The 15,498-nt window shown below is 48.2% G+C and carries 18 protein-coding genes; 10 read left to right on the top strand and 8 right to left on the bottom strand.

Annotated features, from left to right (window positions below; translation table 11 throughout):
• Positions 1 to 93 precede the first annotated feature (93 nt).
• The 8 genes from ABGT66_RS09765 (at position 94) to ABGT66_RS09730 (ending at position 5,413) form a co-directional block, all read left to right on the top strand.
• Positions 94 to 360 (top strand): helix-turn-helix transcriptional regulator, encoded by a 267-nt coding sequence (locus tag ABGT66_RS09765; protein WP_346690406.1) that lies wholly within the window; start codon positions 94 to 96, stop codon positions 358 to 360.
• A 25-nt stretch (positions 361 to 385) separates the two neighbouring features.
• Positions 386 to 658, top strand: coding sequence for a hypothetical protein (locus ABGT66_RS09760; protein ID WP_346690405.1), 273 nt, complete (start codon positions 386 to 388; stop codon positions 656 to 658).
• 12 nt (positions 659 to 670) lie between these two features.
• A complete protein-coding gene (locus ABGT66_RS09755) occupies positions 671 to 877 on the top strand; it encodes a hypothetical protein (RefSeq protein WP_346690404.1) in 207 nt (68 codons plus the stop codon).
• Positions 878 to 882: 5 nt separating this feature from the next.
• A complete protein-coding gene (locus ABGT66_RS09750) occupies positions 883 to 1,680 on the top strand; it encodes a ParA family protein (protein ID WP_346690403.1) in 798 nt (265 codons plus the stop codon).
• Positions 1,681 to 1,682: 2 nt separating this feature from the next.
• Positions 1,683 to 3,197, top strand: a complete 1,515-nt coding sequence (locus ABGT66_RS09745) for a helix-turn-helix domain-containing protein (RefSeq protein WP_346690402.1) — start codon at positions 1,683 to 1,685, stop codon at positions 3,195 to 3,197.
• A 406-nt stretch (positions 3,198 to 3,603) separates the two neighbouring features.
• Entirely contained in the window at positions 3,604 to 3,852 is a 249-nt protein-coding gene (locus ABGT66_RS09740; protein WP_346690401.1) for a helix-turn-helix transcriptional regulator, read from the top strand.
• Between the two features lie 112 nt (positions 3,853 to 3,964).
• Positions 3,965 to 5,161, top strand: a complete 1,197-nt coding sequence (locus tag ABGT66_RS09735; protein WP_346690400.1) for a hypothetical protein — start codon at positions 3,965 to 3,967, stop codon at positions 5,159 to 5,161.
• A gap of 123 nt (positions 5,162 to 5,284) precedes the next feature.
• A complete protein-coding gene (locus ABGT66_RS09730) occupies positions 5,285 to 5,413 on the top strand; it encodes a hypothetical protein (protein WP_346690399.1) in 129 nt (42 codons plus the stop codon).
• 60 nt (positions 5,414 to 5,473) lie between these two features.
• On the opposite strand, the gene ABGT66_RS09725 is transcribed toward ABGT66_RS09730, so the two are convergent.
• On the bottom strand, positions 5,474 to 6,673 hold the full coding sequence (locus tag ABGT66_RS09725) for an ATP-binding protein (RefSeq protein WP_346690398.1): 1,200 nt from the start codon (positions 6,671 to 6,673) through the stop codon (positions 5,474 to 5,476).
• Between the two features lie 288 nt (positions 6,674 to 6,961).
• Here ABGT66_RS09725 and ABGT66_RS09720 point away from each other — a divergent pair, with 288 nt between their 5' ends.
• Positions 6,962 to 7,087, top strand: coding sequence for a hypothetical protein (locus tag ABGT66_RS09720; RefSeq protein ID WP_346690397.1), 126 nt, complete (start codon positions 6,962 to 6,964; stop codon positions 7,085 to 7,087).
• A 387-nt stretch (positions 7,088 to 7,474) separates the two neighbouring features.
• On the opposite strand, the gene ABGT66_RS09715 is transcribed toward ABGT66_RS09720, so the two are convergent.
• The 7 genes from ABGT66_RS09715 to ABGT66_RS09685 form a co-directional block, all read right to left on the bottom strand.
• Positions 7,475 to 9,376: an AAA family ATPase gene (locus ABGT66_RS09715; protein WP_035393622.1), complete on the bottom strand. Its 1,902-nt coding sequence runs from the start codon at positions 9,374 to 9,376 to the stop codon at positions 7,475 to 7,477.
• Between the two features lie 15 nt (positions 9,377 to 9,391).
• Positions 9,392 to 10,900 carry a MobQ family relaxase gene (gene mobQ / locus ABGT66_RS09710; RefSeq protein WP_005930696.1) on the bottom strand — a complete coding sequence of 503 codons (1,509 nt, stop codon included), beginning with the start codon at positions 10,898 to 10,900 and terminating at the stop codon, positions 9,392 to 9,394.
• 241 nt (positions 10,901 to 11,141) lie between these two features.
• Positions 11,142 to 11,438, bottom strand: coding sequence for a DUF3847 domain-containing protein (locus tag ABGT66_RS09705; protein WP_016147288.1), 297 nt, complete (start codon positions 11,436 to 11,438; stop codon positions 11,142 to 11,144).
• Between the two features lie 131 nt (positions 11,439 to 11,569).
• Positions 11,570 to 12,403 carry a methyltransferase domain-containing protein gene (locus tag ABGT66_RS09700; protein WP_002584969.1) on the bottom strand — a complete coding sequence of 278 codons (834 nt, stop codon included), beginning with the start codon at positions 12,401 to 12,403 and terminating at the stop codon, positions 11,570 to 11,572.
• Positions 12,404 to 12,588: 185 nt separating this feature from the next.
• Positions 12,589 to 12,885, bottom strand: a complete 297-nt coding sequence (locus ABGT66_RS09695; protein ID WP_005930687.1) for a hypothetical protein — start codon at positions 12,883 to 12,885, stop codon at positions 12,589 to 12,591.
• Between the two features lie 134 nt (positions 12,886 to 13,019).
• On the bottom strand, positions 13,020 to 13,199 hold the full coding sequence (locus tag ABGT66_RS09690; protein ID WP_005930684.1) for a transposon-encoded TnpW family protein: 180 nt from the start codon (positions 13,197 to 13,199) through the stop codon (positions 13,020 to 13,022).
• A gap of 78 nt (positions 13,200 to 13,277) precedes the next feature.
• Positions 13,278 to 15,128, bottom strand: a complete 1,851-nt coding sequence (locus tag ABGT66_RS09685) for a recombinase family protein (RefSeq protein ID WP_206197938.1) — start codon at positions 15,126 to 15,128, stop codon at positions 13,278 to 13,280.
• 102 nt (positions 15,129 to 15,230) lie between these two features.
• Here ABGT66_RS09685 and ABGT66_RS09680 point away from each other — a divergent pair, with 102 nt between their 5' ends.
• On the top strand, positions 15,231 to 15,488 hold the full coding sequence (locus tag ABGT66_RS09680; protein ID WP_346690396.1) for a hypothetical protein: 258 nt from the start codon (positions 15,231 to 15,233) through the stop codon (positions 15,486 to 15,488).
• The last annotated feature ends 10 nt before the right edge of the window (positions 15,489 to 15,498 follow it).

Here is a 15,498-nt window from a genome sequence, read left to right as displayed (position 1 = left end):
TATAGGAAAAAGCAACCACCTTCTTCTTGAGATAAATATTTCAATAATAGACAAATACTTCTATTTGAGATATATTCTTTTTGAGGTGATTATATGGCATTTAACTTTGGACTTTTGAGAAATTGGCAGAAAAAGAACAAGTTTACGCAGGTAGCAGCGTCAAAACATATTGGAATTTCACAGAGTTATTATGCTTCGTTGATTACTGGTTTACGGTCGCCCAGTTTTAGAATTCTCGAAAAAATATGCGAGCGGACAGGGTATTCAGCTAACGATTTCCAGGTATCTGATGAAGAGGCATTATTGCTTAAATCTAAACTTGAGCAAGAAAAGCCTATCCGTAAACCACGTTCAGACTAAGTTCTGAAAGGAGAAGTGAGTGCAGATGGCAGTAAAAGGCGGCGATGGACTTATCGTAATTCCGGCAGATGAGCTTATTGGAAAGATTAGCGATTTAATGGATAGTAAGCTGTCTGAGTTTGCTCAGACTATCAAGGAAATGTCTACAGTTTCAACTGACGACTGGCTGAAAATCAATGAATTTTGCAGTACCAACCAGATGAGCAGAAGTAGTGTCTACCGCATGGTGAAATCTGGCCAAGTAGAAGTACGTGAACTGTCTGCACGAAATAAATTCTATCGTTGGAAGAGTGTCTAATGGAGGTGCAATATGTTGAACATTAGAATGTTGAAAGTGGTAAGCAAATATTACGACACGATTGTAAATGCCAGAAGTCAAGGAAAAGAATGGGCTGAAATACAATCAATTTTGAAAAAAGAAACTGGAATATATTGTACAGCCTCCGATTTATCCACTTATTATGAGATGATTTCATGGGGAAATGAACTCAAAGGAAACTACGCCGGTGAAAGGTAAATGCAATGAAAACAATAGCTTTCAGCATGGGCAAGGGCGGCGTCGGCAAGACGACGCTGGCCGTCAATTTTGCCTGGTATCTCTCTGCCGTAAAGGGCTATAAGACGTTGCTTGTAGATTGGGACCCGCAGGCTTCGGCAACGAGCTTTTTCTTTGACGGTGTTGTCCCCTATGAGCGTTCTGTAGCGAAGCTGTTCGATGCGGCACATCCGATGCGCGTAGTGAAGCATGATTCTTCTTTTTTGTTCACTATTGATTCAAACGTAAATTTGACCGTTGCACCGAGCAATGTCGCTCTCACAGCAGGGGAGCGCGGTTCTTTTGAGTTCGAATCGACACGGCGCTTGAAATACTGGATCGACGCATCATGCGGGGAGTTCGATTACGTTATTATCGATTGCCCTCCGTCGCTTGGCAAGCTGACTCTAAATGCGCTGCTGGCCGCCGGTCATGTGGTTATCCCTACGACGCCGGAGCCGATGAGCGTCGATGCTATTCCAGTATTTATAAATTTAGTGGCGGAAGTCAAAGAATTGAACACTGGGCTGCATGTTGTGGGGATCGTGCTCAATAGGATGTGTGAGAACGAGATGGCTCATACATACTATGCGCGTGTACTGAAAGAGCAGGCTCTATATGCAGGAACTATACATAAATCCGCTGCTTTAGTGAGTATGAGCCACAATAAAGGATTTATCTGCGACGCCGAAGGCCGGAAGAGCAATCGGAAGCTGTTGGGTGAGTTTGAGGTTGTTGCGGAGCGGTTGCTGAAGCGGATCGACGGTGATAGGGCGGTCGTGTGAGGATGAAGAGGATTTCTTTTGACGACGACGCAGCGCAGCGTATGTCAAACGTCTTGAGCGTAGCCCTAGGCAACGTCGCGCAGAAGCCGAATGTGGATGAACAGCAGGCTATAGAGGCGCATGAGCTGGAGGGTAAAAACGAGACGCAGGACGATTATGAGCGGCGCAAAATAATGGAATCAGTTGCGCGGGCGAAGGCCAGAAGCAGGTTAAAGGATGAAGGTGTCTCAGCCGCCTTACCGGCACCGACCGTTGAGGCACATGAGCAATGTCCGTGCCGGCTTGTGCCGTTGCCGCTTGATGCCTTATGCGCCAAAGACGTAGGTATTTCTGAGCGCCTTGTATATTTGCTTATCTATGCGAATGTACTTATGGGGAAGAATAATCTTTCCATACGTGAGTTGTCGGACGCACTGCATATCGCCAAGAGCAGTGTCAGCACGTCAATCAATACGTTGCGTGGCGCGAACTGGCTCGATTGGGAGGCTCCGCGAAACGGCAAGTCGAGGCAAAATCACTACCGTGTTTTGAGATGGGCGGAAGGTATACCGAAAATCGGAGATATACCAAATTTCGGAGAGTATACGAATGCAGGTGAGTTACCGAATATCGGTAACTCTGATGTACCGAAAATCGGTGAATATCCGAATTTAGGTAACTATCCGAAAAACGGTAACAACCCGAATTTCGATAATATACCGGAAAACGGAGATATACCGAAAATTGAGACATGTGAGAAAAGCGTTGCAGTCACTGGATTTGTCGATGATGTACCGGAAATTGGAGAGTCTCCGAAAATCGGTAACTCTCTGAAAAACGGAGATAATCCGAATTTCAATAATATACCGAAAATCGGAGATGTACCGAAAAACGGAGATATACCGAATTTTGGAGACATTGGGAAAAACGTTGCAAATACTGGATTTGTCGGTGATGTACCGAGAATCGGTGAGTCTCTTAAAATCGAATATATACCGGAATCCGGTAAGTCTCCGAATTTCGGAGAGAGAGGAAAAATCGTTGATACGACTGAGTTCAGGCGTGATTTGATTGGAATTTTGCGTGAGGTGAAAAGCAGAGATCTCAAAGATCTTAAAGATATTAAGATCTTAAAAGATCTCAAAGAAAAAAATATTAAGATCTCTGATTTTGTGGATAATTTGTGTATAACTCATGTGGATAACTCGATGGTCGCGGAGTATGTCTCGGTCATGTTCAGAATCGCGTTTCCCGGCCAATCGACCGAAAGGCTTCAAGTTGTAAAAAAATTGACCGAAAGGCTTCAAGTCGGCTTCGCATGGTATGTGGTCTTATTGTTCATTATCCGGTGCAGCCCGTTTCTTCTCGGCAAAGAACCGGAATCTCAAGGCTGGAAGTGTACTCTCACCTGGGCGTTGGCGGCAGATAATTACCCGAACATCATGGATCAGCTGAAGTATGTCAAGTATGGCCTTCGCTGGACTCCCAGCAATTTCATTGAGTATATCTGTCGCGCCCTGGAAAAAGGGGAATACTGACACAACTTCCTCCGGCTCCCGAAAAGCGCTCCAAAACGACCGAAAATGGCACGGTTTCGTTAAATACGGAAAATTGGTCTAAAAATACATGTTTGCTAGCTAAAAATGGCGCTCTCGTTGAAAATTAAAGGCATGTGGTCGATAAGGATACCCGCTCGAATGAGGAAAATGAGATTAGGGGCTTCGAGGAAATGGAATTACATGGGGAAGGGTAACTGACACAACATTCCCGGGTTATGGGGATTTTGATGAGGCATGACAATGTACCGAATTTCGGAACGTACCGAGAAACGGAGATATACCGAATATCGGAGAGTGTCTGACTTTCGGGATGTACTGAAAATAAGAGAGTTACCGAAATTCGGTAAGTGCCAGGAACGAAAAGAACGAAAAGGTTTTTCAGGCAATGTTGTCAGATAAAATAAGAGAACAGCGTATGCGAAACGGTATTACACAAAAACAATTGGCCGAGCTGGTCGGCATGATGGCAACGTGTGTATTCAACTGGGAAAGAGGCGCATATTTACCTGACAGCATTAAATTAAAAAAGATTGCGGAGGTTCTCCGCACTATCTCGTCGTATCTGCTGGGCGAGTTAGACGATTACATTGATAATGGAGTTCCTTCATATGACCGAGACGCTTATGGAATCTGACAGAAACTTGTTAAGAGATGCAGGCAAATAACTACTAAAGTGGCGGCAATAAAAAAATATCTCGCTGACAAAGCATACATTGCCATAACTAAAGTTGTAAGGAGTCATACTTATGAAATATAAAAACTTACTGCATTTGAACGAATCACAGGTCAAGGAATTAGTGAAACGATATTATGCTGGCGAAAATGTGCAGAGGCTTCTCGATGATTATTCTCTTCAAGTATTTCCGTCTAGGCTGTATACGCTACTGCCGCCTATGGAGTTTACGGACGATGGATTTCAGTGTGAATACTGCGGAAGTAACCTTATCGCGGAAAATCTTTCAAAAGCGGCTTTTAGGGATATTTATTGTGGTTATGACAGAGATAAACTATTTTGTCCACAGTGTTCGCATAGGCCTTTTGATGCAAAGTGTAATTGTCCAGCTTGCATCAAAAAGAGAGAAAAGAAAGTTGCCCAGCGCAGAGCAAAGATTTCAGAAAAGTATTCCACGAAAGCACGAGTTAAGGATTTCTTGAAGTTGGCATTTCGGGATAAGGTATTTTTAGGCGCTGTGTGTGATTCAATGCTTTCAGACGATACGAGTGTCATTCTCTCTCTTGAGGATTTAGATGAACTTTCTCCTTTGGCCCCAACCGAACAGTTCTCTTTGAACATCATTGAAACTTTATTGCAGTCGCAGCTTATAAAAATTAGTTTAAGCTCTCCGATCGATGCATTTGAATGGGATTCTGGGGAAAGCCTGGTAGAATACAACTTGCAGAAATTAAATTTTCTTCTGAATGTGGATTATGATGGGCAAGTCAACGCCTGTGTCGAAAAAATGCACCATGCCGATTTTTTTGACGCCGATTCTGCAGATGAATTGGAAGTAGCCGCTGCTATCGCATTATGGAAGGAATTGGCTGTTGAAGAATGTTATCAATATCTAGTTTTCCAACTTAAAGAGCTGAGACTAAATCATACTCCACAGAAGCGATGCCGTATGGTTTTTCGTAAGATATTGGAAAATTTTTCAATACAGGAGATTTATTATTTTATCTGGAAGCAGTTGCAGTATATATCGTTGAAGCTGCGTCAAAGGCAAATAACAGAAAAACATGCTGTGAACTATATTGTCCCCGGATGTGAACGATATGCAGAGCTTGTTTTAGAGCATGAGTGGCAAACGAGGAAATTGGTTCGCCCCAAAGATTTGCCCTTCTCTGTTATGACTGATTATTTATTTAATAAAGTATTAAAAATTGGAGAAAGCACCGGTTTCGGCTGCCCCCCAAATATCAAGTATTTACTTGAAAGCGATTAGCCTAACAAAACTAGGGTGATGTTAATAGTTTTCTGCTTTATTGGGGGCAGTCAGCGAAGGCATTTGCTTGTTTGGGGAAAGGAGGGCTGAACATAAAACTAATTCAGAAAGGAGGTGGACTTCGTGGAGGATTTTGCCGCGGTGTTGAAGGCGACCGTTATGGTTTATGCAACGTTTGCTCCGGCAATAATAGTGCCCTGCCTGCTTAGTTTGGCGACCGACAGACAGGGTACAAGCGAAAAAGGTAGGTAACACCTATCTTTGATGATTATAGCATGAGGCGGGGGGCCGGGCGATGTATCGGCCACCCCATCAATTTACATCCAGCAGCCAATCAAGGACATACTTCTGTCTTATGCCGTTGTATGACGCAGGCGGATCATTGTCCATCGTCAGAAGGCACTTCGGATTATGGTCGGGAATGGAGTCAAGGGGCTTAAGCTCGCGGGCGAGCGTATCCCGGTCGCGCACAGACCATGCGACCTGATAGTATTCAAGATCCCCGTCAAAATCCTGCACGGCAAAGTCAACCTCAGAAGCGCCGACTTTACCGACATATACGTGGAATCCCCGTCTCAACAATTCGAGATACACTACGTTTTCCAACATATGCCCATAATCCACGTTGCGTGTTCCGAGCAGATAATACCTCAGCCCGACGTCGACGAGATAATATTTATCAAGAAGCTGCAAATACTCTTTTCCTTTGACATCGTAACGTCCAACACGATACATGAGCAGGCTGTCTGTTATCCCCTCAAGGTAGTTTTCAACGGTGTGATACGATATTTTCCGTCCAGCGCTGGTCATAGTGTCGGCTATTTTTTTCATTGTCAGCGGATTCCCAATGTTGTCGAACATGAACTTAATCACGCTCTTCAGCATCGACGTGTCCTGCACTTTCTTGCGCGCGACTATATCGTTCAGCACGACGGTGTTATATATACCGTCAAGGTAGGCGTAGATATTACGGCGGCTGTTCAGCTCTACCGTGTATGGGAAGGAGCTGTTATATACATAATTGCGGTAGAGTTCTTCCTTGCCGGTGCCGGGATCAAATGCGCTCGCGTACTCCGCGAATGACAAAGGCAGCATTTTCAGCTCTACATAACGGCCTGACAGCAGCGTAGCAAGCTCGCCTGACATGAAATAGGCGTTTGAACCGGTGATATAGACGTCGGCGTTTTTCTTTACGAAGAGGCTGTCCACTGCTTTCTGATACTCTGCGACGTGCTGTATTTCGTCAAGGAATATATAATTCATACGGTCGGGAAGCATTTTTGACTTCACGTAGTCATAAAGCGCGCGGTAGTCAAGAAGCGGTTCGTTCTCTGCTTCCTCAAAATTGATGGCGATGATCTGGTCGTCCAATACGCCGGAGGAACGCAGAAAATCCTGATAAATATCGAACAGCGTAGACTTCCCGCAGCGCCTGACGCCGGAAACGACCTTAATGATTTGCTTATCCTTCCACTCTTTCAGGAAATTAACGTAATTCGGGCGCTGGATCATTCGTATCACCTCATTGCAATGAGTATAGCATAAATGCAGTTTAAATGAGAAAGTTTGCATTGTGTTTCTATTATAAGAGTTAGTTATATAGTATTAGAGATATGTAATTTAACTTTTTCATTACAACAGCAAATATATGAGTTGGCTTGTTAAAATTGATGTAACAGATAATTGACAAGACACATTAAGTTTTTGGCGTTTGTGTGATTTCTTGTTTTACTAAGACATACTTCTCTCTGTCTAATTACTTATAATGTACTCATAAGAGACATAGAAGGAGCGAATGGCATGGACAACACAAAACAAGGTCGGCTGTTAGAAATATTCTTTCGTAGTCTGCGCGGAGAAGATGTCTGCATAAAAAAGCTGGCAAAAGAAGCAGCGGCAAGAGATATACGAAAGCTCTCGCTTTGAAGCCTTTTATGACCTGCTTAGACGGACCTTTCCTAACGACAAACTGGAAATGATGCAGTACGGAGATACGGCGGCGGCTCTCGCGGATTGGACGCGCTTGTTGCTGGAGCAAATAACCCGCCGTCAGACGCAGGCAATAGAGCTTTACCAGGCCAGCAGCGATGAAAGCAAAGACGCTTGAAAGCCTGGAACGGCACAAAACACAGTTAGAGGACTTCATACGGGACAGAGGACGCAGCCTGCGCGTCAGCGCAAAGGAATCCATCCATCAAGAGCTTGTTCAGTTGATGCATGAAGCGTTTTGTCAAGTGCTATTTTGAGTTATTGACGCACAATCAAAGTGAAAGCGCGAAAGTGCAAAGCGCAAAGGGTCTGCACTTTGCGTTTTCAGCTTGCGGGTTCGGGCGGCTGCTTCTTCTTGATGAAGTTGTACCATTGACCGCCGACGCGCCTTGCATCCAAAACACCGCCCATGTTGCGCTTGGCGTTCTGCACCGTCCTTTCAGATATTCCGGCTTCGGCTGCGGCCTTTACAATTTCCTCGCTGGCAAGCTCTTTCCCGTCTGCAAGCAGGTCAAGTATCAGCCGTTCCGCCTGTTCGGTCTTGGTGGCCGTGTTGCCGCCCGCGCCGGATAGCAGCTCGTCGGCGGTAATGTCATACTCGCCTATCCACGAAAAGCCCGTTTCCGGGTCAAGGCAAAAGGCAACGGGCTTGCCCTCCGGCGCAAGGGAAGATTTGTCATGGACGATAACGCGCACATTTGGCTCCCGCTTCACGCGCCCAATCAGCAGGACGCTCCTTGCTGCGGCGCGGAAGTCAATAGAACCTAAGCCCCGGTATGCGCTCTGTCCTCCGGCGGCTTTATTCAAGTGTCCGATAAGGATAACGGCGCACCCGGTACGCTCGGCAACATCGGCAAGGCGGCGGAACATGGGGCGCACCTCGTTTGCCCTGTTCATGTCGGTCTTTTCGCCCATGTACGCCTGTATGGGGTCAAGGATAATCAGCCGCGCCCCGGTCTGCCGGATAGCTCTCTCTATGCGCTCGTCGGAAAGGGAAAGCCCCTGCTTGCTCTCATCAATGACAAGAACACGGTCAAGGTCTGCTTCGGCTTCCATAAGGCGGGGCTTGATGGTGTCGCCCAAACCGTCCTCGGCGGTCTGGTAAATCACATTGAATGGCTCATGCGCTGCCATGTGGGGGAACGGCTTGCGGTTGGTACAAGCGGCGGCAAGGCGTAGGGCAAAGGTGGTCTTGCCCTCGCCGGGGTTGCCTTGCACAATGGTTACTTTCCCAAACGGGATATACGGCTCCCATAGCCATTCAACGGTCTGCGTGTCAACCTCGCTCATGCGGATAATCTCGACGGTTTCTTCCTGCGGCGGCTCTTTCAAGCCGTAAACAGCTTCCCGGATATACTTCCCGTCTGTGATTTCTGCCCGGTGCTGCAATACCTCGTTCCAATCCTTGAAAAGAGGGATAAGCCGGTGGACGGTATAGCCCTCCGGCATGAGCTTTACAAGGCGGCTGCAAGCGTCGTTCCCGGCTTCATCGCTGTCAAGGCAGAGGTAAACGGTCTTGATGTTCGGACGGTCAGAGAGAAAGCGGAGCAGGGCTTTTTCTCCCACGCCGCCCAATGACAGGTAGCTTTGCTTCTGCCATTCCTTTTTGAACAGGCAGAGGAAAGAGATCAGGTCAATGGGTGCTTCAAAGACAAACAATCTTTCGCCCTCGCCCCGGTAACAGAAGTTAAAGGCTTTGTCGCTGCCTTTCACATCAAGCCGGAAGTTTCCCGCCGTTCCTTTGCTGTGGGCGTAGCGCGGTATTCCGTCCTCGTCCCGCCCCACAAATACGGCGTTGTGGTGGGCTGCGTCCTCGTAAATATCGCCGCGGGCAAAGAAAAAGCCCGTCACATCTTCATCAATGCGGCGGGCTGTTGTGAGGTAGTTCCTCGCTGTTCGGTTGTCGCTGTTTGGGGGTGGTAGCCGGAAGTCGGATAGGGACGCGGGGCAAGGTCTGTCCGGCGGCGGTGCGGCTCCCTTTTCTCCTGTGAGAAGTTCTACGGCTTCGGTGAAGCTCTTGCCGAAAAACTCCATAACAAAATCAACGGGGCCGCCGCCCTTGCTCTGGCTGTGCCTGTACCACTTGTTTCCCCGGACGGTCAAGCTGTCGTGCCGTTTCCAGCGGTATTCATTCCCGGCGCGGGTAAGCTGCTCGCCCTGTGATTGCAGGAAAGAAACAAGGTCGGCTTGGTTCGCCCGGTCTATCTGTTCTTGGGTGTAATACAAAAAGCTCAACTCCTTTCATCGTTCTAAGTCGTGCCGCTTGGCGCGGGTCTGCTCCGGCTGGTCGGCTTTCAGCGCAATGTCAACACACTTGCGGATATTGTGCAGCTCGGCAACCTCGGCGCGGGTTTCTTTCAGCTTGGTATATTCCGCTGTTCTCTGCCCGCTGAGAGTGGCGTACTCTTTTTCCCATTCAGAGATAGGCAAGGTCTTTGTCCCTTTCGGCAGATTTGCATGGAGATAGCGGCTCGCTGCGTTCCATAGCGTAAGCTCGGCGCGGTGGGCTTCCTCGTACTTGTCGCGCTTGCTCGTCCAGCCATTTTTCAGCTTTTTCAGCTCGTCGTGAATGGGCTTGTACTCGGTGTAGTTCTTCCCGTATTCAATCAGCTTTTGCAATTCTTTCATGCGCTTCTCGGCGGTTTTCATGCCCTCCCGGATAGCGTCGGCTTGGTCGCTGACAGAGGAAAGGGCAGCGTCCAGCTCGTCAAGGGTGGAAATGCCATGCTCGGAAAGATAGTTGACCGCCTTTGCAACGGTTTTCAGTTCGTCGGCGGTGTGCTGCCTTTGCCAACTCTGCGAATACTTCCGGCTCTTTTCTCTCTGAACGCTTAAATACTTCATCAGCAGATTTGCAAGGCCGGGGGATTGCGGGGGCTGCTCCGGGGCGGTTTCCCGCGCCTTGAACAGTTCGCCAATCCATTCTTTGAGCTTTCCAATCTGCGCCCGGATTTCCCGGATAAGGCGGTTTGCTTTTTGGATATTCCGGTTCAGCTCGCCTTTCTCGGTGGCTATGCCTTTCTTCTCCATTTGACAGGCCGCCACGCCCATGTGGACGGTGGGCAGCTCGTCAATGCCGCGCTCGGCGTTGCTGCGGTGGTCGATGCGCTCCGGGCTTCCGGCGCGTTCAAGGTAGGCGTTTGAAATATCCGCCCATGCCTTGCGCCATAAAAGCGCGTTGCCCTTGTCGTTCCAGCCGGTCAGGTCAACTTTGCGGGCCTTGTATTTGCCGCTTGGCAAGCGAATACGCTCGCCGTTTTCATCAAGGTCATATTCCTTTTTGGACTTCGCCGCCCATGCGCCGCGCTCGTCAAGGGGGCGCATGGTAAGCATGATGTGACAATGGGGATTGCCCTTGCCGGTGTCGTGAATGGCGTAATCAACGCACATTCCTCTGGAAACAAATTGAGAGGAACAGTATTCCCGGACAAGCCGGATCTGTTCCTCTCTGGATAACTCTATGGGAAGCGCCGCGTCAATCTCTCTGGCAAGCTGGGCGTTCCCGGCTTTCTCGTAAAGCTCCACGCTGTTCCACAAGGTTGAACGGTCAGAGAAAGAGGGCGGGGCATTGGGCGGCAGTAGGATTTCCGTATGGACAACACCGCCTTTGCGGGTGTAGTCGTGGGTCATTCCGTCCCACTCATTTGTCAACTTTTCGCCGCTTCGGTAGGCGGCTGCGGCAACGGCTGATTTGCCCTTGCCCCGGCTGACAATGCTGATATTACAATGGTAGATGGCTATGGGTATCACCTCCCGGATAGGATAATAAAACCCGCAAAAATGGTACAGACGCCAACGGCGGGTGTACTGTTTTTGTGGGTGTGCAGGGATAGCCGCGTAAGCGGCGCAAGGGGTGCAGCCCCTTGTTGCGGCAAAGCCGCCAATGTCGGTCAGAGAGGGAAGCAAGCGGCTTTCTCTCTGTGCCGACAAGCCCTCGGCAGAGCGCACGCACCCGTAAGGGTGTATAAGTGCGCCCTTTGTGCCAAAGGGATTATTCGCTTTTCCCGCCCTTGGTGCGTTTTTTCAGATAAGCCCGCGCTTCCTCGCTCGTCAAGGCAAGCCGGAGAAAGGCGGCGGCTTCCTCGTCGGTCATGGTCTTGGCTTCCGGCACAATGCTCTCAAAGACCGCACCCCGGACGATCAGCCGATGGCTGCGCGTCCTGCGTTCCTCTTGGGATAACTTTTGCCGCAACACCTTTTCCCGGTTTTCAAGCTGCCGGATTTTCTTCTTCCCGTCCTCAATCTCGGCTTGCAATTCCTCGCGGTTTTTTTCTCTCGGTTTCGTCATGGGTGGTCACTCCTTTCTACCTGTCGGCATAGAAAAAGGACAGTCGATTTCCTCGGCTGTCCTTTTGATTAGGGTGTTTGGTTTACTCCGTTCTGCTCAATAAATGGGAATATTAAATATCAATACGCCCTTTAATACATTCCTATTAAAACATCAGCTTCGATTGTCAAATGTGTGAGAGTACGCCAATCAACGCAATCTTTTTCAACGCAAAAGAGAAGCGGCGTCATTTCAATAAACGACATTCTTTGTTCTGATGACAACTGTACGGTGGCTGAAACCGTTTCTCTTGAAATGGTTTTAAGATATTTCTCAAAATATTCAACGACAGACTCATTTGAATAATCTGGATTTTTCAAGTGTGCTTGCACTTTAGTCCTGATTTCCCTCAAATGATTTTTCGTAGGAATTACTTTCACAACATATCCGTTAGGAGATAGCAATCGCTGAAATTCTTTGTAGTGTGCAGGCGAAAATATGTCTAAAATACAATCCATACTTCCGTCTTTCAAAGGGATTTTTGATAAGTCAGTAACAAACCACTTCACTGCTTTGCGCTTGTCTTTTTTTGATGCAATCTGTATTGCCTCCCTTGACAAGTCAAAGGCAAAGATGTTTCGTTCTGTTCTTTGCTGTATCTGCCTTGCATAGAAACCCTCGCCGCAACCAACATCTAAAATGTTTCTTATAGATGGCGTATCAGAAATAAACTGTATGATTTTCTCCAACACAACATCATACATGCCATACTCCAAAATTTGGTGCCGGTTGTCAAAAGACCGCTTGCTGTAGTTGGTTTTGGGCGATGATTTTAACAACAAATTTACATACCCATATCTTGAAATATCAAAGCAATGTCCATGTCTACAAATTAGGCTATTGCCTTGTATATCCATTGATTTTGTGCAAATTGGGCATTGAAAATAAACCTTGCTGTCTGCAAAGCGTGATAAATTATTATTCATTTGTTTTTCCTCCGTAATTACATCTCTGCTTCAATAAGCGAGTTATGCAATACGGATAACCGCAACATAACTCGCGGTTTTATCTTAATCTCATAAATGTAACCATTGTGTTGTCCTCCAATCAATTCCGCAGTATTACTCTGCTTTTAGAAAAAGTATAGCACAAAACTATGAACATTTCCACTCTATTTCAGCCTGTCGGCGGCGTTGCTCTCTCTGGCGTACCGCCGCGCCGCTTCCCGCCGTTCCTCGCTGTATGGGGCGGTCAGACGGAAAGAGAAGCGGCCTTTCTCAATGTCAAACTCCATGCAGCCCGTTTCCGGGTCTGCGTCGGTCTGGCGGCACACATCGGGGTGCTGCTCGGCATAGGCGGCAAGCCGCTTCTTCAAGTCGGTATTGTGGGTACGGATATGGATCAACGGGTCTTTCTCATCAAACCAGATGTCTGTGGTCTTTTTTTGCTTGGGAAGCCCTGTTCGCATAAACTCTCCTTTCTGCGCCCCTGTTACGCAATAGGGGCATTTTTCGGGTGTTTTCTCCGGCTCTTGACTTGGAGAAAACGGCGTTTTTGACGATAAAAACCGCCCGGACGGGGAATGTATCGTCGGGGCGGCTGTTATCGCAAAATTTCCGATTTTTCCGGCTCTTGACCGTCCTGCAAGCTGTCGGCAAGTATCACTTTGAGCAGCTTGTCGCGGAATGTTTCTGTGCCGCTGTGATTGAAAAACAATTCCGCAACGATGGTCTGTCCGTTCTTCTGTGTCGTGATGATACTGTCGGGGGTCTGTTCTGCCATAGGCGGCTCCTTTCTCAGGGCGCGAAAAAGGGATTTCCCGTAGCCCGGAAAATCCCTCTTAGTTGTCGGTATTCTGTTTTACTGTGCGGGTGCTGCGGCGGCGGCCTGCGCCTTTCTCCTTGCCCGGTATTCCCGCGCTTTCATGCGGTCATATTCCCGTTGCTTTTCAAGGTTTCGCGCCCGGTACTCCCTTGAATACTGCCGGTGGTAGGCGCGGCTCTTTTCCTTTTGGGCTTCTTCGATTTCCTCCCGCATTTGCCGGACTTCCTGCTCCGTAGGCTCTGCAAGCTGCGTCACTTCGTTCTCAAATCTGCCGATATAGTTAAAATATATCCCGATGTGCTGAACAGCCTGTTTTGCCCTTTTCTTGTCGCGCTCATGCACTTCAATCCGGCTGATAAACTCGTTGAGAATGGCGGGGGTCAGGTCAGTAAAGGCGGCATAGCGTTCCGTCAGCTTCAAAAACTTCTGCGCCCGCCCTCCCGCGTTCTCATAAGCGGATAGCTGCTCTTGGAGTGTGGCAAGCTCCGTTTTCAGTGTGTAGTATTCTTCCGAATATTTTTGCGACATTTGCTCATAGCGGTCTTGCGGGATAGTGCCGAGGGCGTTGTCCTCATAGAGCTTATTCAGCACCTTGTCAATCTGTTCAAGGCGTGTCGTGATTTGCGGGATACGTTTCTGCTGCTTCTTGGTCTGGTCGGTCTGCTGCATGGCAAGGTTCTTTTTCACTAAGGCTTCAAACTCCGCCCGGTTGCTGATAGAGTAGTCCTCGATTTTCTTCAGCACTTCCGCGACGGTCTGCATGAGCAAGTCCGCGTCGATGATGTGTGGGGAATGGCACTTGGGGTTTTTAGCTTTCCCCTTGTGATACTCGCTGCAATAGGCAACATGCCGCTTGCCGCCGTTCCTGTAATCTATGCGGATGTGCATTTTTGCGCCGCAATCCTTACAGAAAAGCAAGCCCGACAAAGGGTGGATTTCCCCGTCCCCGTTGGGGCGTCTGACGGGCGCGTTTTCCAAAATCCGCTGTGCGGTTTCAAAGTCGGCGCGGTCAATAATCGGCTCATGCACATTTTCGGTTATCTGCCATTGGCTCCGGTCTACATAGTGGTTCCGCTTGTCCCGGAAATGCTTTGTAGTCTTGAAGTTGACTACATCGCCGCAATACTCCTGCCGCGTGAGGATATGGGTCAAGGTGACTTTGTTCCACTTGTAGCGGTTATCCTCATTGAGCGCCTTGTTTTTACACGTTCCCCGTCCCCGGTCTTTCATGTAGAAAGTAGGGGTAGGGATTTGCTCCTGCGTCAGATATACGGCGATTTGGTTGCGGTTCTTCCCGCCGATAAACAGACGGAAAATAAGGCGCACAACCTCGGCGGCTTCCTCGTCGATTATCCAAAAATCCTTGTTGTCCGGGTCTTTCATATAGCCGTAGGGGGCTTCGGTGGCAATCGGCTTTCCGCTCATGCCCTTCGTTTTAATGCCGGTCTTTACTTTCTTGCTGATGTCCTTTGCGTACCACTCCGACATGATGTTGATAAAGGGCGCAAACTCCAATGTGTCGGGCTTCTCGCTGTCTATCCCGTTGTTGACCGCGATAAAGCGCACATTGTTCCGTCTGAATATCTCCATAGCGTTGCCAACTTGGAGATAGTCGCGCCCCCAGCGCGTCAGGTCTTTCATAATGCAGACACCGATTTTTCCGTTTTCTACATCGTCCATCATGCGGGAATAGGCAGAACGGTCAAAAAATCTGCCGCTTTCGTCATCGTCAATGTAGTGCCGGATATTGGTTAAGTGCTGTCCTCTGGCATAGTTCTCCAAAAAGATTTTTTGGTTCTGTATGCTGTTGCTCTCACCGCCGTCCCTGTCCTCGTCGCCCACGGAAAGGCGGGAGTAAAGGGCGGTAATTTTGCTATAATCAGTCATGTGCATAACCTCCTGTGCGTCCATGTAGGTGTCCTTTACACTTAAAATTATGCACTCCAGGATGCAGACAAAGAAGTTCAAGAATTTAAGGCGTTAGCCCCTATGGAAGAATGGAGCAAGCGGCTGCCTGATATACTCGCCCAAAAGATAAACGAGATCCTGATCCGCCACGGTAATCGCTATGACCAGCAGATTCAGGCCTTATATCAGCTTTTGCTGACGCGCATCGATGAATACAACAGCGTCAAAGTTGACGAGCTTGATTTGAACTCGTTCGAGTCGAGCAGCCGGATGAGCTCCCCATTATGGGATTGTGAATATATATTTTACATAAATAAAGGCAAACAAACAGTGCAGTAAATTCTTAAAA

Origin of the sequence: uncultured Cloacibacillus sp. (genome assembly GCF_963926575.1) — a bacterium.
Lineage (GTDB): Bacteria > Synergistota > Synergistia > Synergistales > Synergistaceae > Caccocola > Caccocola faecigallinarum.
The sequence above is the reverse complement of the archived record's forward strand: the minus strand, read 5'-3'. Positions and strand labels throughout refer to the sequence as shown.